The 15,215-nt window shown below is 59.3% G+C and carries 21 protein-coding genes; 13 read left to right on the top strand and 8 right to left on the bottom strand.

Annotated features, from left to right (window positions below):
- Positions 1-1,169: PaRep2b protein (locus B7L68_RS01250; RefSeq protein ID WP_162008386.1), on the top strand; the 1,169-nt coding region annotated here is incomplete at its 5' end.
- Between the two features lie 184 nt (positions 1,170-1,353).
- On the opposite strand, the gene B7L68_RS01245 is transcribed toward B7L68_RS01250, so the two are convergent.
- Entirely contained in the window at positions 1,354-1,719 is a 366-nt protein-coding gene (locus tag B7L68_RS01245) for an ASCH domain-containing protein (protein ID WP_238136265.1), read from the bottom strand.
- 42 nt (positions 1,720-1,761) lie between these two features.
- On the opposite strand from B7L68_RS01245, the gene B7L68_RS01240 reads away from it, so the two are divergent.
- Positions 1,762-2,247: a hypothetical protein gene (locus B7L68_RS01240; protein WP_081245871.1), complete on the top strand. Its 486-nt coding sequence runs from the start codon at positions 1,762-1,764 to the stop codon at positions 2,245-2,247.
- On the top strand, positions 2,241-2,573 hold the full coding sequence (locus B7L68_RS01235; RefSeq protein WP_081245870.1) for a MarR family transcriptional regulator: 333 nt from the start codon (positions 2,241-2,243) through the stop codon (positions 2,571-2,573). Before B7L68_RS01240 ends, B7L68_RS01235 begins: the two co-directional genes overlap by 7 nt.
- On the opposite strand, the gene B7L68_RS01230 is transcribed toward B7L68_RS01235, so the two are convergent.
- Positions 2,542-3,255, bottom strand: coding sequence for a hypothetical protein (locus B7L68_RS01230; protein ID WP_081245869.1), 714 nt, complete (start codon positions 3,253-3,255; stop codon positions 2,542-2,544). The genes B7L68_RS01235 and B7L68_RS01230 overlap by 32 nt on opposite strands.
- A 35-nt stretch (positions 3,256-3,290) precedes the next feature.
- Positions 3,291-3,707, bottom strand: coding sequence for a hypothetical protein (locus B7L68_RS01225; RefSeq protein ID WP_081245868.1), 417 nt, complete (start codon positions 3,705-3,707; stop codon positions 3,291-3,293).
- 65 nt (positions 3,708-3,772) lie between these two features.
- Here B7L68_RS01225 and B7L68_RS08820 point away from each other — a divergent pair, with 65 nt between their 5' ends.
- Positions 3,773-3,946, top strand: coding sequence for a hypothetical protein (locus B7L68_RS08820; RefSeq protein WP_193432447.1), 174 nt, complete (start codon positions 3,773-3,775; stop codon positions 3,944-3,946).
- Positions 3,943-4,491 carry a hypothetical protein gene (locus B7L68_RS01220; protein WP_081245867.1) on the top strand — a complete coding sequence of 183 codons (549 nt, stop codon included), beginning with the start codon at positions 3,943-3,945 and terminating at the stop codon, positions 4,489-4,491. Before B7L68_RS08820 ends, B7L68_RS01220 begins: the two co-directional genes overlap by 4 nt.
- Here B7L68_RS01220 and B7L68_RS01215 read toward each other — a convergent pair.
- The gene (locus tag B7L68_RS01215; RefSeq protein WP_193432449.1) at positions 4,478-4,990 is read right to left on the bottom strand and encodes a hypothetical protein; all 513 of its coding nucleotides are present in this window, start codon (positions 4,988-4,990) and stop codon (positions 4,478-4,480) included. The two genes, B7L68_RS01220 and B7L68_RS01215, sit on opposite strands and share 14 nt — an antisense overlap.
- 100 nt (positions 4,991-5,090) lie before the next feature.
- On the opposite strand from B7L68_RS01215, the gene B7L68_RS01210 reads away from it, so the two are divergent.
- Together B7L68_RS01210 and B7L68_RS01205 are read left to right on the top strand one after the other, a co-directional pair.
- The gene (locus tag B7L68_RS01210; protein ID WP_081245866.1) at positions 5,091-5,966 is read left to right on the top strand and encodes a RimK family alpha-L-glutamate ligase; all 876 of its coding nucleotides are present in this window, start codon (positions 5,091-5,093) and stop codon (positions 5,964-5,966) included.
- Positions 5,963-6,169, top strand: coding sequence for a hypothetical protein (locus B7L68_RS01205; RefSeq protein WP_081245865.1), 207 nt, complete (start codon positions 5,963-5,965; stop codon positions 6,167-6,169). Before B7L68_RS01210 ends, B7L68_RS01205 begins: the two co-directional genes overlap by 4 nt.
- Here the strand turns inward: B7L68_RS01205 and B7L68_RS01200 are convergent.
- Positions 6,166-6,819 carry a hypothetical protein gene (locus B7L68_RS01200; RefSeq protein ID WP_081245864.1) on the bottom strand — a complete coding sequence of 218 codons (654 nt, stop codon included), beginning with the start codon at positions 6,817-6,819 and terminating at the stop codon, positions 6,166-6,168. The two genes, B7L68_RS01205 and B7L68_RS01200, sit on opposite strands and share 4 nt — an antisense overlap.
- A 62-nt stretch (positions 6,820-6,881) precedes the next feature.
- Between B7L68_RS01200 and udg the strand changes: the two genes are divergently transcribed.
- The 4 genes from udg to B7L68_RS01180 all read left to right on the top strand — a co-directional run bounded on the left by udg (position 6,882) and on the right by B7L68_RS01180 (position 10,541).
- Entirely contained in the window at positions 6,882-7,472 is a 591-nt protein-coding gene (gene udg, locus B7L68_RS01195; protein WP_081245863.1) for a type-4 uracil-DNA glycosylase, read from the top strand.
- Positions 7,473-7,559: 87 nt separating this feature from the next.
- Positions 7,560-8,432, top strand: coding sequence for a hypothetical protein (locus tag B7L68_RS01190; protein ID WP_081245862.1), 873 nt, complete (start codon positions 7,560-7,562; stop codon positions 8,430-8,432).
- Positions 8,429-10,018, top strand: a complete 1,590-nt coding sequence (locus B7L68_RS01185) for a DUF2070 family protein (protein WP_081245861.1) — start codon at positions 8,429-8,431, stop codon at positions 10,016-10,018. Before B7L68_RS01190 ends, B7L68_RS01185 begins: the two co-directional genes overlap by 4 nt.
- A 46-nt stretch (positions 10,019-10,064) precedes the next feature.
- On the top strand, positions 10,065-10,541 hold the full coding sequence (locus B7L68_RS01180) for a DUF2153 family protein (protein WP_081245860.1): 477 nt from the start codon (positions 10,065-10,067) through the stop codon (positions 10,539-10,541).
- On the opposite strand, the gene B7L68_RS01175 is transcribed toward B7L68_RS01180, so the two are convergent.
- Positions 10,528-11,355, bottom strand: coding sequence for a class I SAM-dependent methyltransferase family protein (locus B7L68_RS01175; protein ID WP_081245859.1), 828 nt, complete (start codon positions 11,353-11,355; stop codon positions 10,528-10,530). The two genes, B7L68_RS01180 and B7L68_RS01175, sit on opposite strands and share 14 nt — an antisense overlap.
- A gap of 150 nt (positions 11,356-11,505) precedes the next feature.
- Between B7L68_RS01175 and radA the strand changes: the two genes are divergently transcribed.
- A complete protein-coding gene (radA, locus tag B7L68_RS01170; RefSeq protein WP_193432448.1) occupies positions 11,506-12,474 on the top strand; it encodes a DNA repair and recombination protein RadA in 969 nt (322 codons plus the stop codon).
- On the opposite strand, the gene B7L68_RS01165 is transcribed toward radA, so the two are convergent.
- Positions 12,464-13,093: a hypothetical protein gene (locus B7L68_RS01165; RefSeq protein WP_081245857.1), complete on the bottom strand. Its 630-nt coding sequence runs from the start codon at positions 13,091-13,093 to the stop codon at positions 12,464-12,466. The genes radA and B7L68_RS01165 overlap by 11 nt on opposite strands.
- Before the next feature lie 48 nt (positions 13,094-13,141).
- Here B7L68_RS01165 and B7L68_RS01160 point away from each other — a divergent pair, with 48 nt between their 5' ends.
- Positions 13,142-14,728, top strand: a complete 1,587-nt coding sequence (locus B7L68_RS01160; RefSeq protein ID WP_081245856.1) for a radical SAM protein — start codon at positions 13,142-13,144, stop codon at positions 14,726-14,728.
- On the opposite strand, the gene B7L68_RS01155 is transcribed toward B7L68_RS01160, so the two are convergent.
- Positions 14,705-15,178, bottom strand: a complete 474-nt coding sequence (locus B7L68_RS01155) for a hypothetical protein (RefSeq protein WP_238136264.1) — start codon at positions 15,176-15,178, stop codon at positions 14,705-14,707. The genes B7L68_RS01160 and B7L68_RS01155 overlap by 24 nt on opposite strands.
- Positions 15,179-15,215 lie beyond the last annotated feature (37 nt).

The raw sequence follows: 15,215 nt of genomic DNA, 5'->3' as shown, positions 1-15,215 counted from the left end.
GCATAAGGCGAACCAAGCGCAGACGCGTCGCCGCCGATCTGACCATATCGGAGGGCGGCGCCGACGTCAAGTACAACGTCTATCTGCGCGAGAACGCGATCATGCTCCAATTCGTCTCGACCGACCGGGGCCGCGCAGAGCTCGCGGCGCGCCTCCTCAAGCTCGCGGGCGTAGACGCGGAGGTGAAGAGGGCGGGCAATAGAGACGAGTGGCATGTCGAAGCCACTACCGACAGGCTTGCGGCGGGCCGCAAGGAGCTTAGGGACGCCCTCGCCGAGATCGTCAGGAAGGCCGCCGAGAGCGGCTGGGTGAACAGGGAGACGGCTGACCGCTGGCTCGACAAGCTAGAGAGCGGCATCACGCTGAGGGAGGGCTGGCCGAAGTACTACGTGGGGCTGGCGCGTAGCGGCGCACTTGAGGTCAGATACGAGACCACCAACCCCGGCAACATAGAGCGGGAGGCCAAGCGGCTTAGGGACATGGGCCTTGAGGAGGGCAGGCACTTCGCAGTCAGGATGCCGGAGGGCGGCAGGGAGGGCTACGTCTCAATCCTCAGGGAGGGCTTGGCGTACGCCGCATGGCTCTCCGTACACGGCGAGGGCGACCAGCAGAGGCTCGCGGCCGAGTTCGTAGACCTCATACCGAAGAGGGCCGAAAAGGAGGGCAAGGAGGTCTTCGAAAAGGCTCAAAAGATCATAGAGGAGGGCAAGGAGAGAGGCTCTCTAAAGCTGGAGGACTTTGAGAAGAAGGTTGAGGTGAACGGCAGGCCATATGTCATGAAGGTGATAGGCGGAGAAGCCGTTGAGGAGGATAGAGGCGGCAGGAAGTTGCTAAGGATTAAGATAAAGGCGGAGGTGGGCCGCGTGGAGGGCGAGCACATTGTAGACCCCGTGGTGCGTGAGTACACGATTACGTTTGGCAGGTATGGGAAAGACAACGCGGCCGTGGGCTACGCTGTGGCTAGGGCCGACGCGCCGGGGGGCAGGGAGGCGGACGCCGAGAGGCTCGCCGCCGTGATTAAGGCCCTGACGGGGAAGGAGCCGAGGATACGCCGGAGGAGCGACGGCACCATAGAGATTATATGCAACAGAGAACACCTCGACGGCCTCGCCCGCTTCGCCGAACTTGCAGACGCCATAAGGAGATGGCTCGAGGAGACGGGGCGGTAGGCCATCCCGAGGACGCCCGAGCCTCGGCCGTGGGGCCCGTGGGCCTTGCAGATACAGGCCGAGCTCGCGAAGTCGAGCCGCCGCTGAGGCGAGCCCGCCGCTCGGGGCCGGCATCCACTATATACAACACAAAGCCGCGTTGCGTACACACAGCCCCCACCGCGAGGGGCCTCCAGCAGGCGCCTCATGTTCTCTTAATTGCGCTTATATGTATTGGATTCTCATACCGCCTAACCAGCGAAAATCTGATCACAGAAACCACGTCGCCCAGCTCTATTCTCGGGTACAACTCCCTCAGCTCCGACAGAGCCTCGTCGAGGTCTCTGAAGCCCTCCTCCCTCAAGACGTCCTCGCCGAGATCCCTCAGCCGTATGTACTCCACCTTGGTTATTACAGCCTCGCCGTACAACATGCCGCAACACGCTACGTATACCAGCTGGAAGCGGGGCCTTAAGGTGCCCAGCCTGATGGTCACGCGCTTCTCCCCGCTCAATACCCTCGCCAGGTATTTCTCCTTGAAGCTCAGCAACGGGCCCATCTCCCCCCGCACGGACGGTCATAAACCTTTATATTAATACGGTGCGCCCTCTCCGTGTGTCTGGCGTATAGGGACGGAGACGCCTTGGTCTTCGAGGCCCCCGAGCTTGAGCGCGTCGTCGCCTACCTCTCCCTGAGGGGCCTGGCCGAGAGGGTCGAGGAGGAGGGGGGACGCATAAGGGCGGTTCCCTACGTCGACGGCGTCGAGGAATCCCTGAGATCTCTATGCGCCACGATGCCCAGCGACCTCAAGCTGGACCTCCTCTACGCGTTGGCGAGCGACGGATGGATCGTGGACAGAGATCTGTCCAGGATGCGCAAATCGGCGCCTTCGGGCTCCCGCATAACCGTCGTGGAGTGCGACTGCGTCAACAGGCGCCTCCAGCTCTTCTCGACGGCCGACTGCAGCGACCACCTGAAGCAACTCGGCTTCTCCGTGCGGAGAGTGGGGGCGGGCGTCGAGGCCGAGAGGGAATTCAAGACGTTGGTCGAGGCGCTGGACGTCTCCGACGCCGCCCTGCAGAGGGCAGGCGCATGCTAGGCTATCTGTTGCTGGCGCTGGAGCTCGCCCTCCTTGCCCTTGCAACGTACACCGGGCGGCGGCGCATCCTGAAGGCGCTCAACAGCTCGCCGAAGGAGGAAAACCTCGACGGCCCGGCCGACGTCGACGAGCAGATACTCAACTACCTAAGAGCCCGCGGCGGGCTGGCCTATCAGGGGGACATAGTCAAGGACCTCTATCTGCCCAAAAGCACGGTGCATAAGGCGGTCAGAAGGCTCGCCGAGCGGGGCCTCGTCGAGGTGAGGCGGCAGGGCCGCATAAATATAGTCGCGCTCAGAGGGCCGGCCCAGCAACAGCCCTCCTAGGGTTGGACAGAAATACGTCCAGCAACATGGACGGCGATAGGGCCAGCAGTCTGCCCATATAGGCCCAATGCACGCCGTAGGCCTCCCTGAAGAGACCTACGGCCATCTCCCTGAATTCGTCGGCCCTCTGCGCCGAGGCGGCTATCTCCACCACGGCGCTCGACCTCCCCCTCGGCTCCACGTACACCGCAAGTCCGGGGGCATAGTATATCCTCCCCCTGCGCTCCAGCGCAGCCTTCGGCAGAGGCACCTCGGAGAGCCCGGCCAACGCCATCGAGGCCAGGCACCCGAATATGCAGCTGGACACATATTCCCTGACGTAGTTCTCAAAGGCCTTCTCCACGGCCCTGTACTCGCCTGATTTGACAAATCCATTGAAAAGACCTATCTCGTGTATACGCCTCAAGGAAGCCCTCCCGCCCCTCACGACCATTCTATATCCGCCCAGCCCGAAGCCGCCGACCACGTAGAAGTCGAAGAACTCGACGGCGCTGTCGCTGAACGGCCTAGCCGGCGCGTTGCGCCGCGACACGCCTCTGTAGGGCTCCAGCACCAGGTAGTCCACGTCCTCGCAGTCCCTCCTAACCAAGGGGCCGCCGCGCGCGTACTCGACGCAGATGCCTCCCCCGGCGTCTATCCGCAGACGCGGATGCGACTCCGTTATCAGATATGACGGCAACACGCCATCTTCCGACGGCGTTAATTTAACTACAGCAGTTACTTCAGGGGCTTCAGCAACTTGACGTCGCCGTATTTCTCGAGGACGTCTATGATCAACGGCAGAGGCTCCTCGTCGAGCGATGAGAAGCCGGCGATCCTCACCCCGTCGACAAGCCTTATGAACCCCCTCCCAACCCTTATCGTCGCCTCCCTGGGGCCGAACACCACCTTGAACGCTATCCTGTTCTCGGCAAGCCTCCTGGCGATCTCGCCGGCGGCCTCCAGCTGCTTCTTGGCAGGCCCGCCCCGCGGCCTTCTCTTCTTGAGGTCGGAGAGCTCCTCGGCAGATATATCGCCCTTGACTATGCCCCTCACTCTGTCCACGAGCGCGTATTCGCCCTCATATCCGCCGACCTCCAGATTCTCGCCGGCCTTGATCCTCTCGACTAACGCCGACAGCGAGATCCTCTCCATGGACCTACCGATAGTGGACGGTTATTTAAGCCTCAACCTTTTAATAGTGCCTTGGTGGCGCCACCGTGGCCGTGGATCTCGAGCTGTTGTCGATATGCCCGTCCTGCGGAAGGCCCATGAACGAAGACAGCAGAATCATGAGGGTTGAACACCTGACTGGCAATAGGGTGCTGGAGCGTCTGCTCATCTGCCCCCACTGCAAGGTGAAGATCAGGGAGGTAGTCTATCTGACCAGATGAGCCGAGCGCGCGCATTGAGGGAGATCGAGGACAGGAGGGCCCAATATAGCAGGTATATATGGGTAGCCGTGGCCCTCTCCATGTCGGCCGCGGTGGCCGGCATAGCGATATATATAGCGTTCGGGCTACCCAGCTACTTCCTCTTCGGGGAGCTGCCTAGCGGCATGTTGATCGCATCGTATTTCCTCTCCATCGTGGCCGCGGTAGCCGGCTATCTGTCCAAGTCGGGCGTAGTGAGGGGGGAGTACGGATCGGCCGCCAAGTTGCTTCTAGCTGCGTTGCTCTTCTCGGCGGCGGCCATAGCTCTGTCGGCCGTCGCTTTCACCCCGTTGATGTACGGCATAGTGCAGATGATCTGCCAGACCCAAGCCGTGGCCGCGTCAGAAATTTCCGCCTGTATATCTAATTTTAAGATGAATATATATATCGGTTTCGGGGCGTATCTAGTTATAAATATAATTGCGACGATTATGTATATATTATCTCGGAGGATCTTGGGCGCGTTGTTCGCCTACTACGCCCCGAGGGCGGTCAGACGTAGTTAAAGTACCGGGAGGGGTCGGCAACGCCTTCTATCAACGACAGGCTCAGTATAGATGCGAGGAGGTTCGATAGGGGGGCCTCGAGGCCGCGGCATCCGAACTCGGCGCAGAACCACCTGAACTCCTCGTAGAAATCCCCGGCGAATACGTATGGCGTCCTCGCCAGCTTGGCCACGGCGTCGCGTCTCAGGACGGCGGCTACCCAGGCCGGGAACGCGACGTTCGGCGGGGCCTCCCTCAGCGCCTTGACGAGCCCCATGAGCGACTTCATGAACGCCACGGCCACGTCGACCCTCCCGTACTTCTCCGCCTTGCTGACAACTCTGCGCGACACGTCCACGAAGACGTCCAGCCGCGGCTCGAGCGACTTGACGAACCTCAGACCCTCCAGCGCGGAGTCGCAGCGGGCCTTCTCCGGACAACGGGCGCAGGCGTCCCCCAGGGACTTGCGGGCGCACTCCACGCATGTGCCGGTCAGTTCGCATATGTCCAGACCGGGCATGGCGAATCCGCAGGAGGGGCACATGGCGACCCCACCGCTTGGGCGCAGCCTCACTTGAGGCATGTCGTCTATTTATATAAGCTGAAATACGGCCCCCTCCGTGGAGGCGCTAGTGGTTGCGGAGTCCTCGATACCGGACGAGCCCGCCAGAGACGTCTTGCTGGAGCTGAGGAAGAGGGGTATTAACTGCAGATATGTGCCCATCCAGCGGCTGTCCGTCAGAATGTCCCAGGAGGGGGTCTTCGTCGAGACCAGGAGGGGGCCCGTGAGGCCCGACGTGGTGGTAATACGGGGCATCGGCTTCCTCCTGGACTCCAACACGATGATAAGGCGGGTGACCACCCTCGAGATCTTGGAGGAGGAAGGCGCCACGGCCATAAACCCAGTCCGCGGCCTGATGGCCTCCAGGGATAAGTTGATGAGTCTATACATACTGAGGAGGGCGAAGATACCGGTGCCCCCCACGGTCGTCACCGAGGATCTCTTCTACGCATACAACGCGACTAAGGCCCTCGAGACCGTGGTCGTCAAGCCCATACAGGGCAGTAGAGGCTTCGGCGCAATGCTCTTCTCCGACCCCGATCTGGCCTTCCAGGTGATGAGGACGCTCCTGATATCTCGCAACCCGCTCTACATCCAGAAATACGTCGAGAAGCCCAACAGGGATATCCGCGTGATAGTGGTCGACGGAAGGGCCATCGGGTGTATGTACAGAATCTCCAATATGTGGAAGACGAACATAGCCCAGGGGGCGAGGGCGGAGCCGTGCAGCTTGAGCCCCGAGCTCGAGGACATAGCGGTGAGGGCCACCAAGGTGCTCGGCCTGGTCTACGCGGGTATCGACATAGGCGAGGCCAAGGACGGATATGTGGTCTTCGAGGTCAACGCCTCCCCCGACTGGAGGGGCTTCAAGTCGAGCACCGGCATAAACCCTGCCCAGCATATAGCAGAATATATCGCTCTGCTCAGACGATGACCAAATGGCTGCTCCGCTGCACCGTCTGCGGCAGTGAGCGCGTGCTGGACGTGGGATTCAACTTGACGGCGTTCAGAGGCCGCCTCTACATATATTGCAGGAGGTGCAAGGCGAATAGGGAGCACGCCGTGCTGGGCTACTACGACGACAGCGGGCGCCTCGCCCCACCGGGCGATTTCGCCGGGGTCGATATCGCCGACTAGCAGACCAGCCTCAGCTGCAGCAACAGGGTGTTCAACATCTGCTCTATCGACGTTATGCTGGACTTCAAAACCGTCAGGTTGGCCAGCGTCTCCTCCTCGCCCCTATCTAATCTGTCCAGGAGCCTCTTGGCCTCCAGCGCCTCCCTCTTCGACTCGACGTCGCCCAGAAGCCTCTTCAAGTCGTCGTTTATCTTCACGAAGCTCCTCTCGGCCTCCATGCACGAGGCGACCAGCCTCTTCTCCTTCTCGGCTATCCTCTTCTTCGACTCCTCGTATATCTGCATGCTGATCGCCCCCCTTATCAGCGCCTCCTCGAGCTTCCTGTACGAGCCCTCTATGTCCCTCCTCTCGTCGCCGAGCTTCTTCACCACGTCGTTGAGCTCGCGCATCTTCACCTCGAAGAACTTAGGTACTGCAGATATCTCCAGGTCCACGCTCTCTTTAGATATCTTGACCTTGACGTCGCTCGTATCCAGCCTATATTGGCTCGAGCCGTCCCTTATATATATAGCTATCAACTTGTGCCTCCTCACGTCGAACTCGCCGCGCTCCGCCGTGCCCAGAAGCAGCATTCCCCCTATGTATACAGGCTTCCCGCCCACCTTAGGCACCTCTCTCCGCCTCTGGGGCGCGAACAAACGCCAGAACACGACATTGGGCGCGCGGAGCGATAAAAAGGGTAATAGTTAATTGCATGTATTAAGCGGCATCTGTGGATAGGCTGCTGGAGATAGCCGAGCGGATACGTAGATGCGCGAGGTGCAGGTTGCACGAGACCAGGCGGCTGGCGGTTCCAGGCGAGGGAAGGGCGGAGAAGGGCGTCATGATCGTCGGCGAGGCGCCCGGCGAGAAGGAGGACGAGGAGGGCAGGCCGTTCGTGGGGCCCGCCGGCAAGCTTCTGACCGCCATATTGGCGAGACACGGCGTAGATAGGGGGCGCGACGTGTTCATAACAAACGTGGTTAAGTGCCGGCCTCCGGGCAACAGAGAGCCTCTGGAGGACGAGATAGCCGCGTGTACGCCCTATCTGGTGGAGCAGATAGCGGCGGTTAGACCCAGGCTGATAATAGCCCTTGGCGTACACAGCGCCAGGACGCTGATGGGCCTCGCCGGCCGCAAAATCGCGAAGATCGCGGACGTGAGGGGCAAGTGCTTTGAGGTCCGCATAGGCGCCGTCGACACCACCCTCTGTGTGACGTACCACCCGGCGGCCGCGCTCTACAACCCCAAGCTGAGGGGCGCCCTCGAGGAGGATCTCGCGAGATTCATCGGAGGCGGGGGAGGCCTATTAAAATACATGTAGCGGAGAGAGGCTGTGATGACTTATCCCCGGCTGGATCGGTGAAGAGCGCTCGATTGTCTGAAAAATTATTAAAGGGCTTGTGGTTCCGTGGATCTGCTCTGCGCCGCGAGGCTCTCGTGCACTCCGGCCGACTATAGGGGCGAGGCCGAGAGGGCCGGCGAGCTCTATCCCCAGGAGGCAATACTGGAGAGGGTAGTCGAAGTGCCCGGCGAGGCGCTGAGGGCCCTAGCCTCCCTGAGGAACAACGGCATAAAGAATAGGGCCTTCGGCTTCCTCTCGGGGAGCCTCCTCGTCGACTGCTCCGGCGGGTCTGGAATATGCCGGCAGCTTCAAGCGATGTCGAGGGCCGGGCTGGCGGAGGGCTTGGGCGATTTCTACTACGTGCCCCACACGGCGCTGAACGAGAGGTTGCTCGACTATCTACCTGTGGAGGACGAGGGGGCGCAACAGATCAAGAGGCCCTACGCGGTGAGCCTTTCGGGCATCTCCGGGGGGGATCCCATAGAGGCGTTTACCGGCTATGTGGGCTCCGCCGGATATTTTATGTGGGGAAAAGTCGAGAAAATATTAACTAAAATATCATTTATACCTCAGTTAATAAATAAGTATAATACACAAATAGATATTTTGATAAAGCTTGATAATAAATATATTATCAGTATTAAGTATATGGATATCACTAGGACGGTGCACATGGGCTTCTCCGCCGTGAACGACTACTTGAGGTACGGCGTTGACTACGCGGTCCTCATGCATCCCTACGTGAATCCCGGAGTCCATAGGTCCGTCGCCAACAGGCTGGCCGAGCTCGAGATCTCGCCGAGCGGATACATGGCGCTGGATCTCGTAAACGAAATGTTATACATATATAGATTTCCTAGGCATAATACATATCTCAGCAAGTATATCTCATCTCATTCACAATCCATGGCTTTACGTTCATATATTGAAAGTCTATGAAGAGGACGTTCGAGGAGGCATATAGCAACATCTTCAGCGAGGCGCCCAATATATTATCATATATTTTAATTATAGTTATTCTAATTGATACTATTATTAAAAGAACTTTATTATATATAATATTCTTTTTAATTTTCTACGCGTTCTTCTTCTTCGTCGGGCGGCGCCTATGGACGCGGACCACCGTGTTTAAGGTCACCTCCTTCGCCCTAGGCCTCGGCGCGTTGTTCGACCTGCTTTTGGGCAGACCTCCTCTGCACTACCTGCTGATCTCGTCCGTAATAGCCTCCTCCATGTCCATGTCCCTACACTGCAGGGACGGCGTATATCTGGCGCCTGTCGTATTAACTCCGCTATATTACCTCTATGTAGGCGACTACCCGCTCGCGGCAGTCGCCGCGGCCTACGCCGTCTCCATGCCGCTGTTGAGGAAATATCTGGCGGGCAGAGTCAAGGGCAGCGACGCGCTGTGTATGTTCAGCAGCTTTCTCTACTCCTCGGTCTCGGCCGAGGGCATGTTCGACCACGTCTTCAAGCCTCTGGGGGTTAAGGACTTGGGTAAGATCCATCTATACCTCATAGAGGGGAGGCACTTGGTTGTCGTCTCGGATTTCCACCCAGGGCCGTTTAGGAACGTCGGCGGGGGCATCCTGGTGGAGAAGCTCGTCGCCAGAGGGCTCAGAGGAGGCTACGACGTTGTGTTCATCCACGGCGTAGGCGGCCACGAGCGCGATCCGGTGTCTTCCGACGACGTCGAGAGGATAGTCAGCGAGGTCTTCAGGGCCGCGTCCTCCATGCAGGCCGTCGACGTGCTGAGGGGCATAAGGCCTAGGAGGATAGAGGTCGGCGACGTGAGGCTGACGTCCTATTCGCTGGGGGTCGGCCCGCCGCTGGCCATAGTGTCGCGGGTCAACTCGGCCTCCGACGACGTGCCTCTGGACGTGGCGCAGAGGGTGGACCCCAGAGGCTACGTGATGGTGGACGCGCAGAACAAGTTCGACGGTCCTCTTCGGTGGGATGACGACGACGTGGCCTCCCTCCAGAGGGCTCTCGACGACGCATCGAGGGCCGAGGGCTGCCGCGACTTCAAGATAGGGATAGGCAGAGCCGACTCCTCGCTGGTGGACCCCTTGAGGCTTGAGCTGGGGGCCGGGGGAGTTGCTGCCGTCGTAACCGACTGCGACGGGCAGAAGAGCCTCTTGCTGATATTCGACGGGAACAACATGGACGGCTCGTTCTATAGGGAGCTGCGGGACAGACTTAGCGGCGCCTATGCCCTAGTCGAGGCCATCACCACAGACACCCATGCGTCTACCGGCATGGGCGTCGGCGGAGGCGGCTACAGGGTGGTGGGCTCCGGCATACGGCGCGAGGAGCTCCTCAAGCTGGTCAACAGGGCCGTCGCCGCGGCCGAGAGCTCCCTGGGGGCCAGGAGGGGGGCCTACAGGGTGCTGGAGATCGAGGCGGACGTGTTCGGGCCCAACTTCGCCAAGATAAGGAGCGTGGTGGAGAGCTACAAGAGGCTGGGGGCGTTGGCAGTGGTCTATCTGATACTGGCCCCGCTGCTGTTCGCCTCCCTTCTCTAGCCTCGGCGGAAACATAACTTTATTAATGTCGGACGATGTGCTACGTATGTCGGATGTACCGGCCTCAGAGCCGATAATGGACTACCTGGAGAGCATGATAGAGCGGCTGGAGCAGTGGGTCAAGGAACAGCAACGGATAGTGAACGACCTGGAGACCCACGGAAAGGTCATGGAGGTCGCCGACCGGCTGACCCTGCTCTACTCGGCCCAGGCCATGCTGAACTATATAGGCCGCGTGTTGAAGGACTTCGAGTCGTGGCTGAACAACCCGCTCGTCACCGCCATAATGCCGCTGGACATGCTCAGACGTCTCGAGAGCATGTTGCGCGAAGTCGCCGTGAAGTTCATCCAAGTCGACATAGACCACACGTCGGAATACCGCGATCTGCTGGCGAAATACGCCAAGGAGGGCAAGGTCCCCGAGGTCGTCACCCTCTACATAATGCAGAGGGGGGCACAGGGACAGGGCGAGGGCGGCGGAAGGAGGAGGGGAGGCGGCCAGGAGACCCCTAGGTTCTTCTGACCCTTACGTCGATCCTTATTTTGTATACATGCGGAGCGTAGTCCCTCACGATTTTCCGGCTCACTACGGCGCATCCGCCACATAGAGACCTTACGAGCTCCTCAGCCTCGCCGAATGGATCCTCCTCGGGCCCGGTGTAGTAGAAGTGGAGATATCCGCCGTCCTCGACGCACCTGAGGACGAGGTCCAGATAGTCCTTCGCGCCCAGCGGCAACGTCATCAAGACCCTGTCGGCTCTGGCGGCGAAGGCTGAGCAGAAATCCGCCACGTCGGCCTTGACCGGCACCACCGAGGTCAGCTTGTTCATCTTGACGTTTTCCACCATATACTTGAAGCCCCAGGGGTTCAGCTCGACGGCGTATATCCAGCGGACTTTCCGCCTCTTGGCTATGGCCACGGCGTACGGCCCGACGCCGGCGAACAGGTAGAGTATCCGCTCGCCGTCTTGGGCCATATCGGCCAGCTCGGCTCTGTCGCTCTGATCCCTGGGAGAGAAGTAGACCTTTGTGGGGTCCACCTTTATGAGGTAGCCGTGCTCTCTGTGCACGACCTCCGTCGGCCCCTCTATCAACACCTCGTAGTTGTAGAGCCTGTAGGGACCGGACCTGGCCCCCCTGCGTCTAAGCACAGCCTTGATGTTTTTATTCAGCCGCCTCACGGCATCCGCTATCTCCAACTTGTAGGGCTCTAGCTCGTCGGGCAGCTCCACGATGGCGAGGGCTCCCTGCCGCGAGCCTATTATGTCGAACGACGAGGGCACGGCCGCCAGAAGATCCTCGGGGACGACCCCCTTCAGCATATTCCTGAGGGCCACGATACGTAGTGCGCACTATAAAAGTCAGTCCCTGACCCCGGCCTCATCCATCGGCGCCAGTAAGCTCTCCATCAAGTTTATAATGTTCGGACCGATATTTAAGACGTGCCGAGGCCGAAGAAGAGGGAGGAGGCTCAGGAGGAGCCGGAGGTGGAGGTGGTGGAGCGGCCTGCAGCCGGACAAGCCGAGCTGGACGTAGAGGAGCTGGAGGGCATCGGCAAGGTGACGGGCCAGAAACTTAAAGAGAGAGGGTACTACACAGTGAGGGATCTCGCCTTCGCCTCCGTCAAGGAGATAGCAGATATCATAGGCAATGAGGAGAGGGCCGTGCAGATAATAGAGGCGGCCAGGAGCATGCTGGGGCTGTCCGGCTTCATATCGGCCCTTGATGTATACAGAAGGCGCGTCAACATAAAGCGTATATCCACCGGCGTGCGTTCCCTGGACGAGCTGCTGAACGGAGGCGTGGAGACGGGCGCGGTGACCGAGGTCGCCGGTGAGTTCGGCGCCGGGAAGACGCAGTTCTGCCACCAGCTGGCCGTGATGGTCCAGCTTCCCGAGGATAGAGGCGGGCTCAGCGCCAAGGCCATATACATAGATACGGAGAACACGTTCCGCCCTGAGCGCATTACGCAGATGGCCAGAGCGCGGAGCCTCGATCCGGACCAGGCGCTTAAGAACATATACTACGCCAGGGCCTACTCCTCTGACCACCAGATGATCTTGGTGGAACAAGCCAGGCGGATCATAAAGCAAGATAACGTAAAGTTGCTGATGGTCGACTCGATAGTGGCCCACTTCCGCGCCGAGTTCCCGGGCAGGGAGAACCTGGCCGAGAGGCAACAGAAGCTCAATAAACACATAGCGGATCTCCTGAAGGTGGCCGACGCCTACGATGTGGCTGTCGTCGTGACCAACCAGGTGATGGCCCAGCCGGACGTGTTTTTCGGCAATCCGCTGAGGCCCGCCGGAGGCAACGTGCTGGCCCACGGCGCAACCTACCGGCTGTGGCTCAGGAAGAGCAAGGAGAACATAAGGATAGCGAAGATCTTCGACTCGCCCTACCACCCCGAGCGGGAGGCCACATTTAAAATAACTGAGGACGGCCTCACGGACTAAATAGGGATAAATAATTGTATATATACTCGAACTTAAAGTTCTTTATGACAAAATCCCTAAATCTGCCGTAGAGGTTGTATATCGGGATCCTTCTGGCGCGTAGGTAGAGCTCCTCGGCGAGGCTTTTGAAGCCGGCGACCGCCATGCTGACAGTCGCGTCCAGAGCCAGCGTGTAGACCAAGGATCTCCTCACGTCGTCGGCCTCCACCGGTATGTCCTGCGGGTTGAAGCGGGCCGCCAACAGCCGGACGTCCCTCCGCGCTATATATAGATCCACCACGCGTCTATAGAGGGCCGCCGACAGAATCCCCGCGAGCTCGCCGACGGCGTGCTCGGGCCGCGCCCATATGGACACGGCATCCACATCGTTCAACGCGCTTATGGCCGCCAGCTCGCGCCACAGCGACAGCTTGTCGGGACTCACCACGACTACGGCGTAATGGCCCCCGCTCTCGACGGCCTTGGCCCCCTCAACGTCGGCTCCGGCCAGCTCCCTCGCAGAGTCTCTGTCCGCAAATATCAGGACGACGTCGGCGGGCACCTCCCCGAATTCCCTCAACGCGGCGAGCACCTCCTCGACCTCCCGCCTGTCCACAGGCCGCAGCTCTATCACGTCCATGGCGGCCTACGACTGCAATACTTTAAATTGACGTAACGGAACTCGTCTATGGGTTTCGACGTTGTGTTGACCACGGATAGGGGCATGATGAGCAACTACCACGGGAAGGAGTTTTTGGGCTTCGGCACCACCGGGCCCGTTTTCGTCGAGCTCCCCTTCGGTTTCTCCGAGAGATTCCACACCTTCCTCTTCGCGCCGAAGATCAAGACGGACAAGATGGGGAGGCCCGCGCAGGCGCCCTACGGCATGAGGAAGATAGAGGCTAAATTGCTAGATGCGGGCATAAACGCCGTCATAATAGATCCAGACCACGTCCCTAGATACCTCAAGAGCGCCAAGATCCTGATGTTGAGCCACCACGACTACTTCGGCGTAAATCCCCCGTCGAGCACTTGGGGCGTCATACTCGGCAGAGAGACCCTCAACGCTTACCTCTTCAGGAGGTTCATGGAACGGATAGAGGGGCATATACGGGAGGCCAAGAGGGCGGGCGGCTTGAAGGTCATGGTCGGGGGGCCGGCGGCCTGGCAGTGGCTCTACTACCCAGACTTGGTGGAGCGCTGGGGCATAGACACGATATTCGACGGGGAGGGTGACAGGCTGATAGTGGAGATAGTCAAGAATACTCTGGAGGGGAAGACGCCGCCGAGGTATATCTACGTGGGGGCCTCCGAGGCCCCGAGCGTCGAGGAGATCCCCACCATCAAGGGAGCCTCCATAAACGGCTTGGTCGAAATAGGCAGGGGATGCCCCAGGGGCTGCGCCTTCTGCTCAGTCACGTTGAGGCCTCTGAGGTGGTATCCCCTCAGCAAGATCGAGGAGGAGCTGAAGGTCAACGCGAGGGCCGGCGTAATCGACGGCATTCTGCACTCTGACGAGGTGCCTCTATACGGGTCCAACGGGGTTGAGCTAAACCCCACGGCCCTCATAGAGCTACATAAGCTGGCCAAGAGGTACTACAGAAAGGTTGGGTGGAGCCACACCACCTTCGTGGCGGTTCTGCTCGCCGAGAGGAAATACGGGAAACTCATGACGAAGATAGCCGACATAATAGAGGATGAGCATCAGGACTGGTGGGGCGCCGAGATAGGGCTGGAGACCGGGTCCGTGAGGGTCGCCAAACAGATAATGCCGGGCAAGGCGGCGCCCTACAAGATAGAGCAGTGGCATGATATCGTTGAGGAGTCCATGGCCATAATGCACGAGCTCAAGCTCATACCCGCGGTGACCCTCATAGTGGGTCTCCCCGGCGAGCAGCCCGACGACGTGGTTCAGACCATAGAGCTGATAGAGCGGCTGAGGCCGTACAGATCCCTCATAGTCCCGCTGTTCTACGTGCCCATGAGCCACGTCAAGGCCGAGAAGACAGGCTGGCTGGATAAAATGAACCTATACCCTGAACATATAGACCTCTTGAAGGTGGTCGCGAAGCACTCCATCTTCTGGGCCCGCGATATAGTCAACAAGTTCTATTTCAAAGGCCTCCGCTACTCGCCCATTAGATTATTAACAAATTATTTCATAAACTATGCAGAGAAGAAGCTGGACAGCATAGAGCCTGACATAGAGCGGTATAAGGAGATGTTGAGAGCCAAATGGAACGAGAAACGCCTAGATGTGTTGAGATACGCCTAGGGCCTCGGCCAGCTTCCTCGTCAGATCCACCACGACCCCGCGCCTCATGTTGGCCTCCAGCTTGGCCAGCTCGCACAAGGCGCCGCAGCTCGATCCGCAACACGACAACTTCGTCTCGCCGTCGCACTCCGCCGCGTCGATCCCCCCGCAGATATGTCTGGATAGATAGGCCCACGCCGCCTCGAAGAGGGCCGAGCGGCCTACGCCGCTCTTCAGGGCTACCCTATTTACTATGCCATAAATATCTGTTATATATATTATAGATTCATACTTATATTTTTTCAAGAGAATTTCTATACATGATAATTTATACCTCGGCAGCTCCGCTGTATTTAAGGTGGAGACCCCGCAGGACGACATCACGTGCGCAACCGCGTCCCTCACGGACTCGTCCGCCTTGACCACGGCTATTACGCCGTCTCTCCAGTCAGGCATAGCTATGCCGAACACGTGGAGGCCGGCGTCAAATTTAATAAAAGCTACTCCC

The sequence above is a fragment of the Thermoproteus sp. CP80 genome (genome assembly GCF_002077075.2).
Taxonomy (GTDB): Archaea; Thermoproteota; Thermoprotei; order Thermoproteales; family Thermoproteaceae; genus Thermoproteus.
This window is presented reverse-complemented; position numbering and strand designations above follow the sequence as displayed.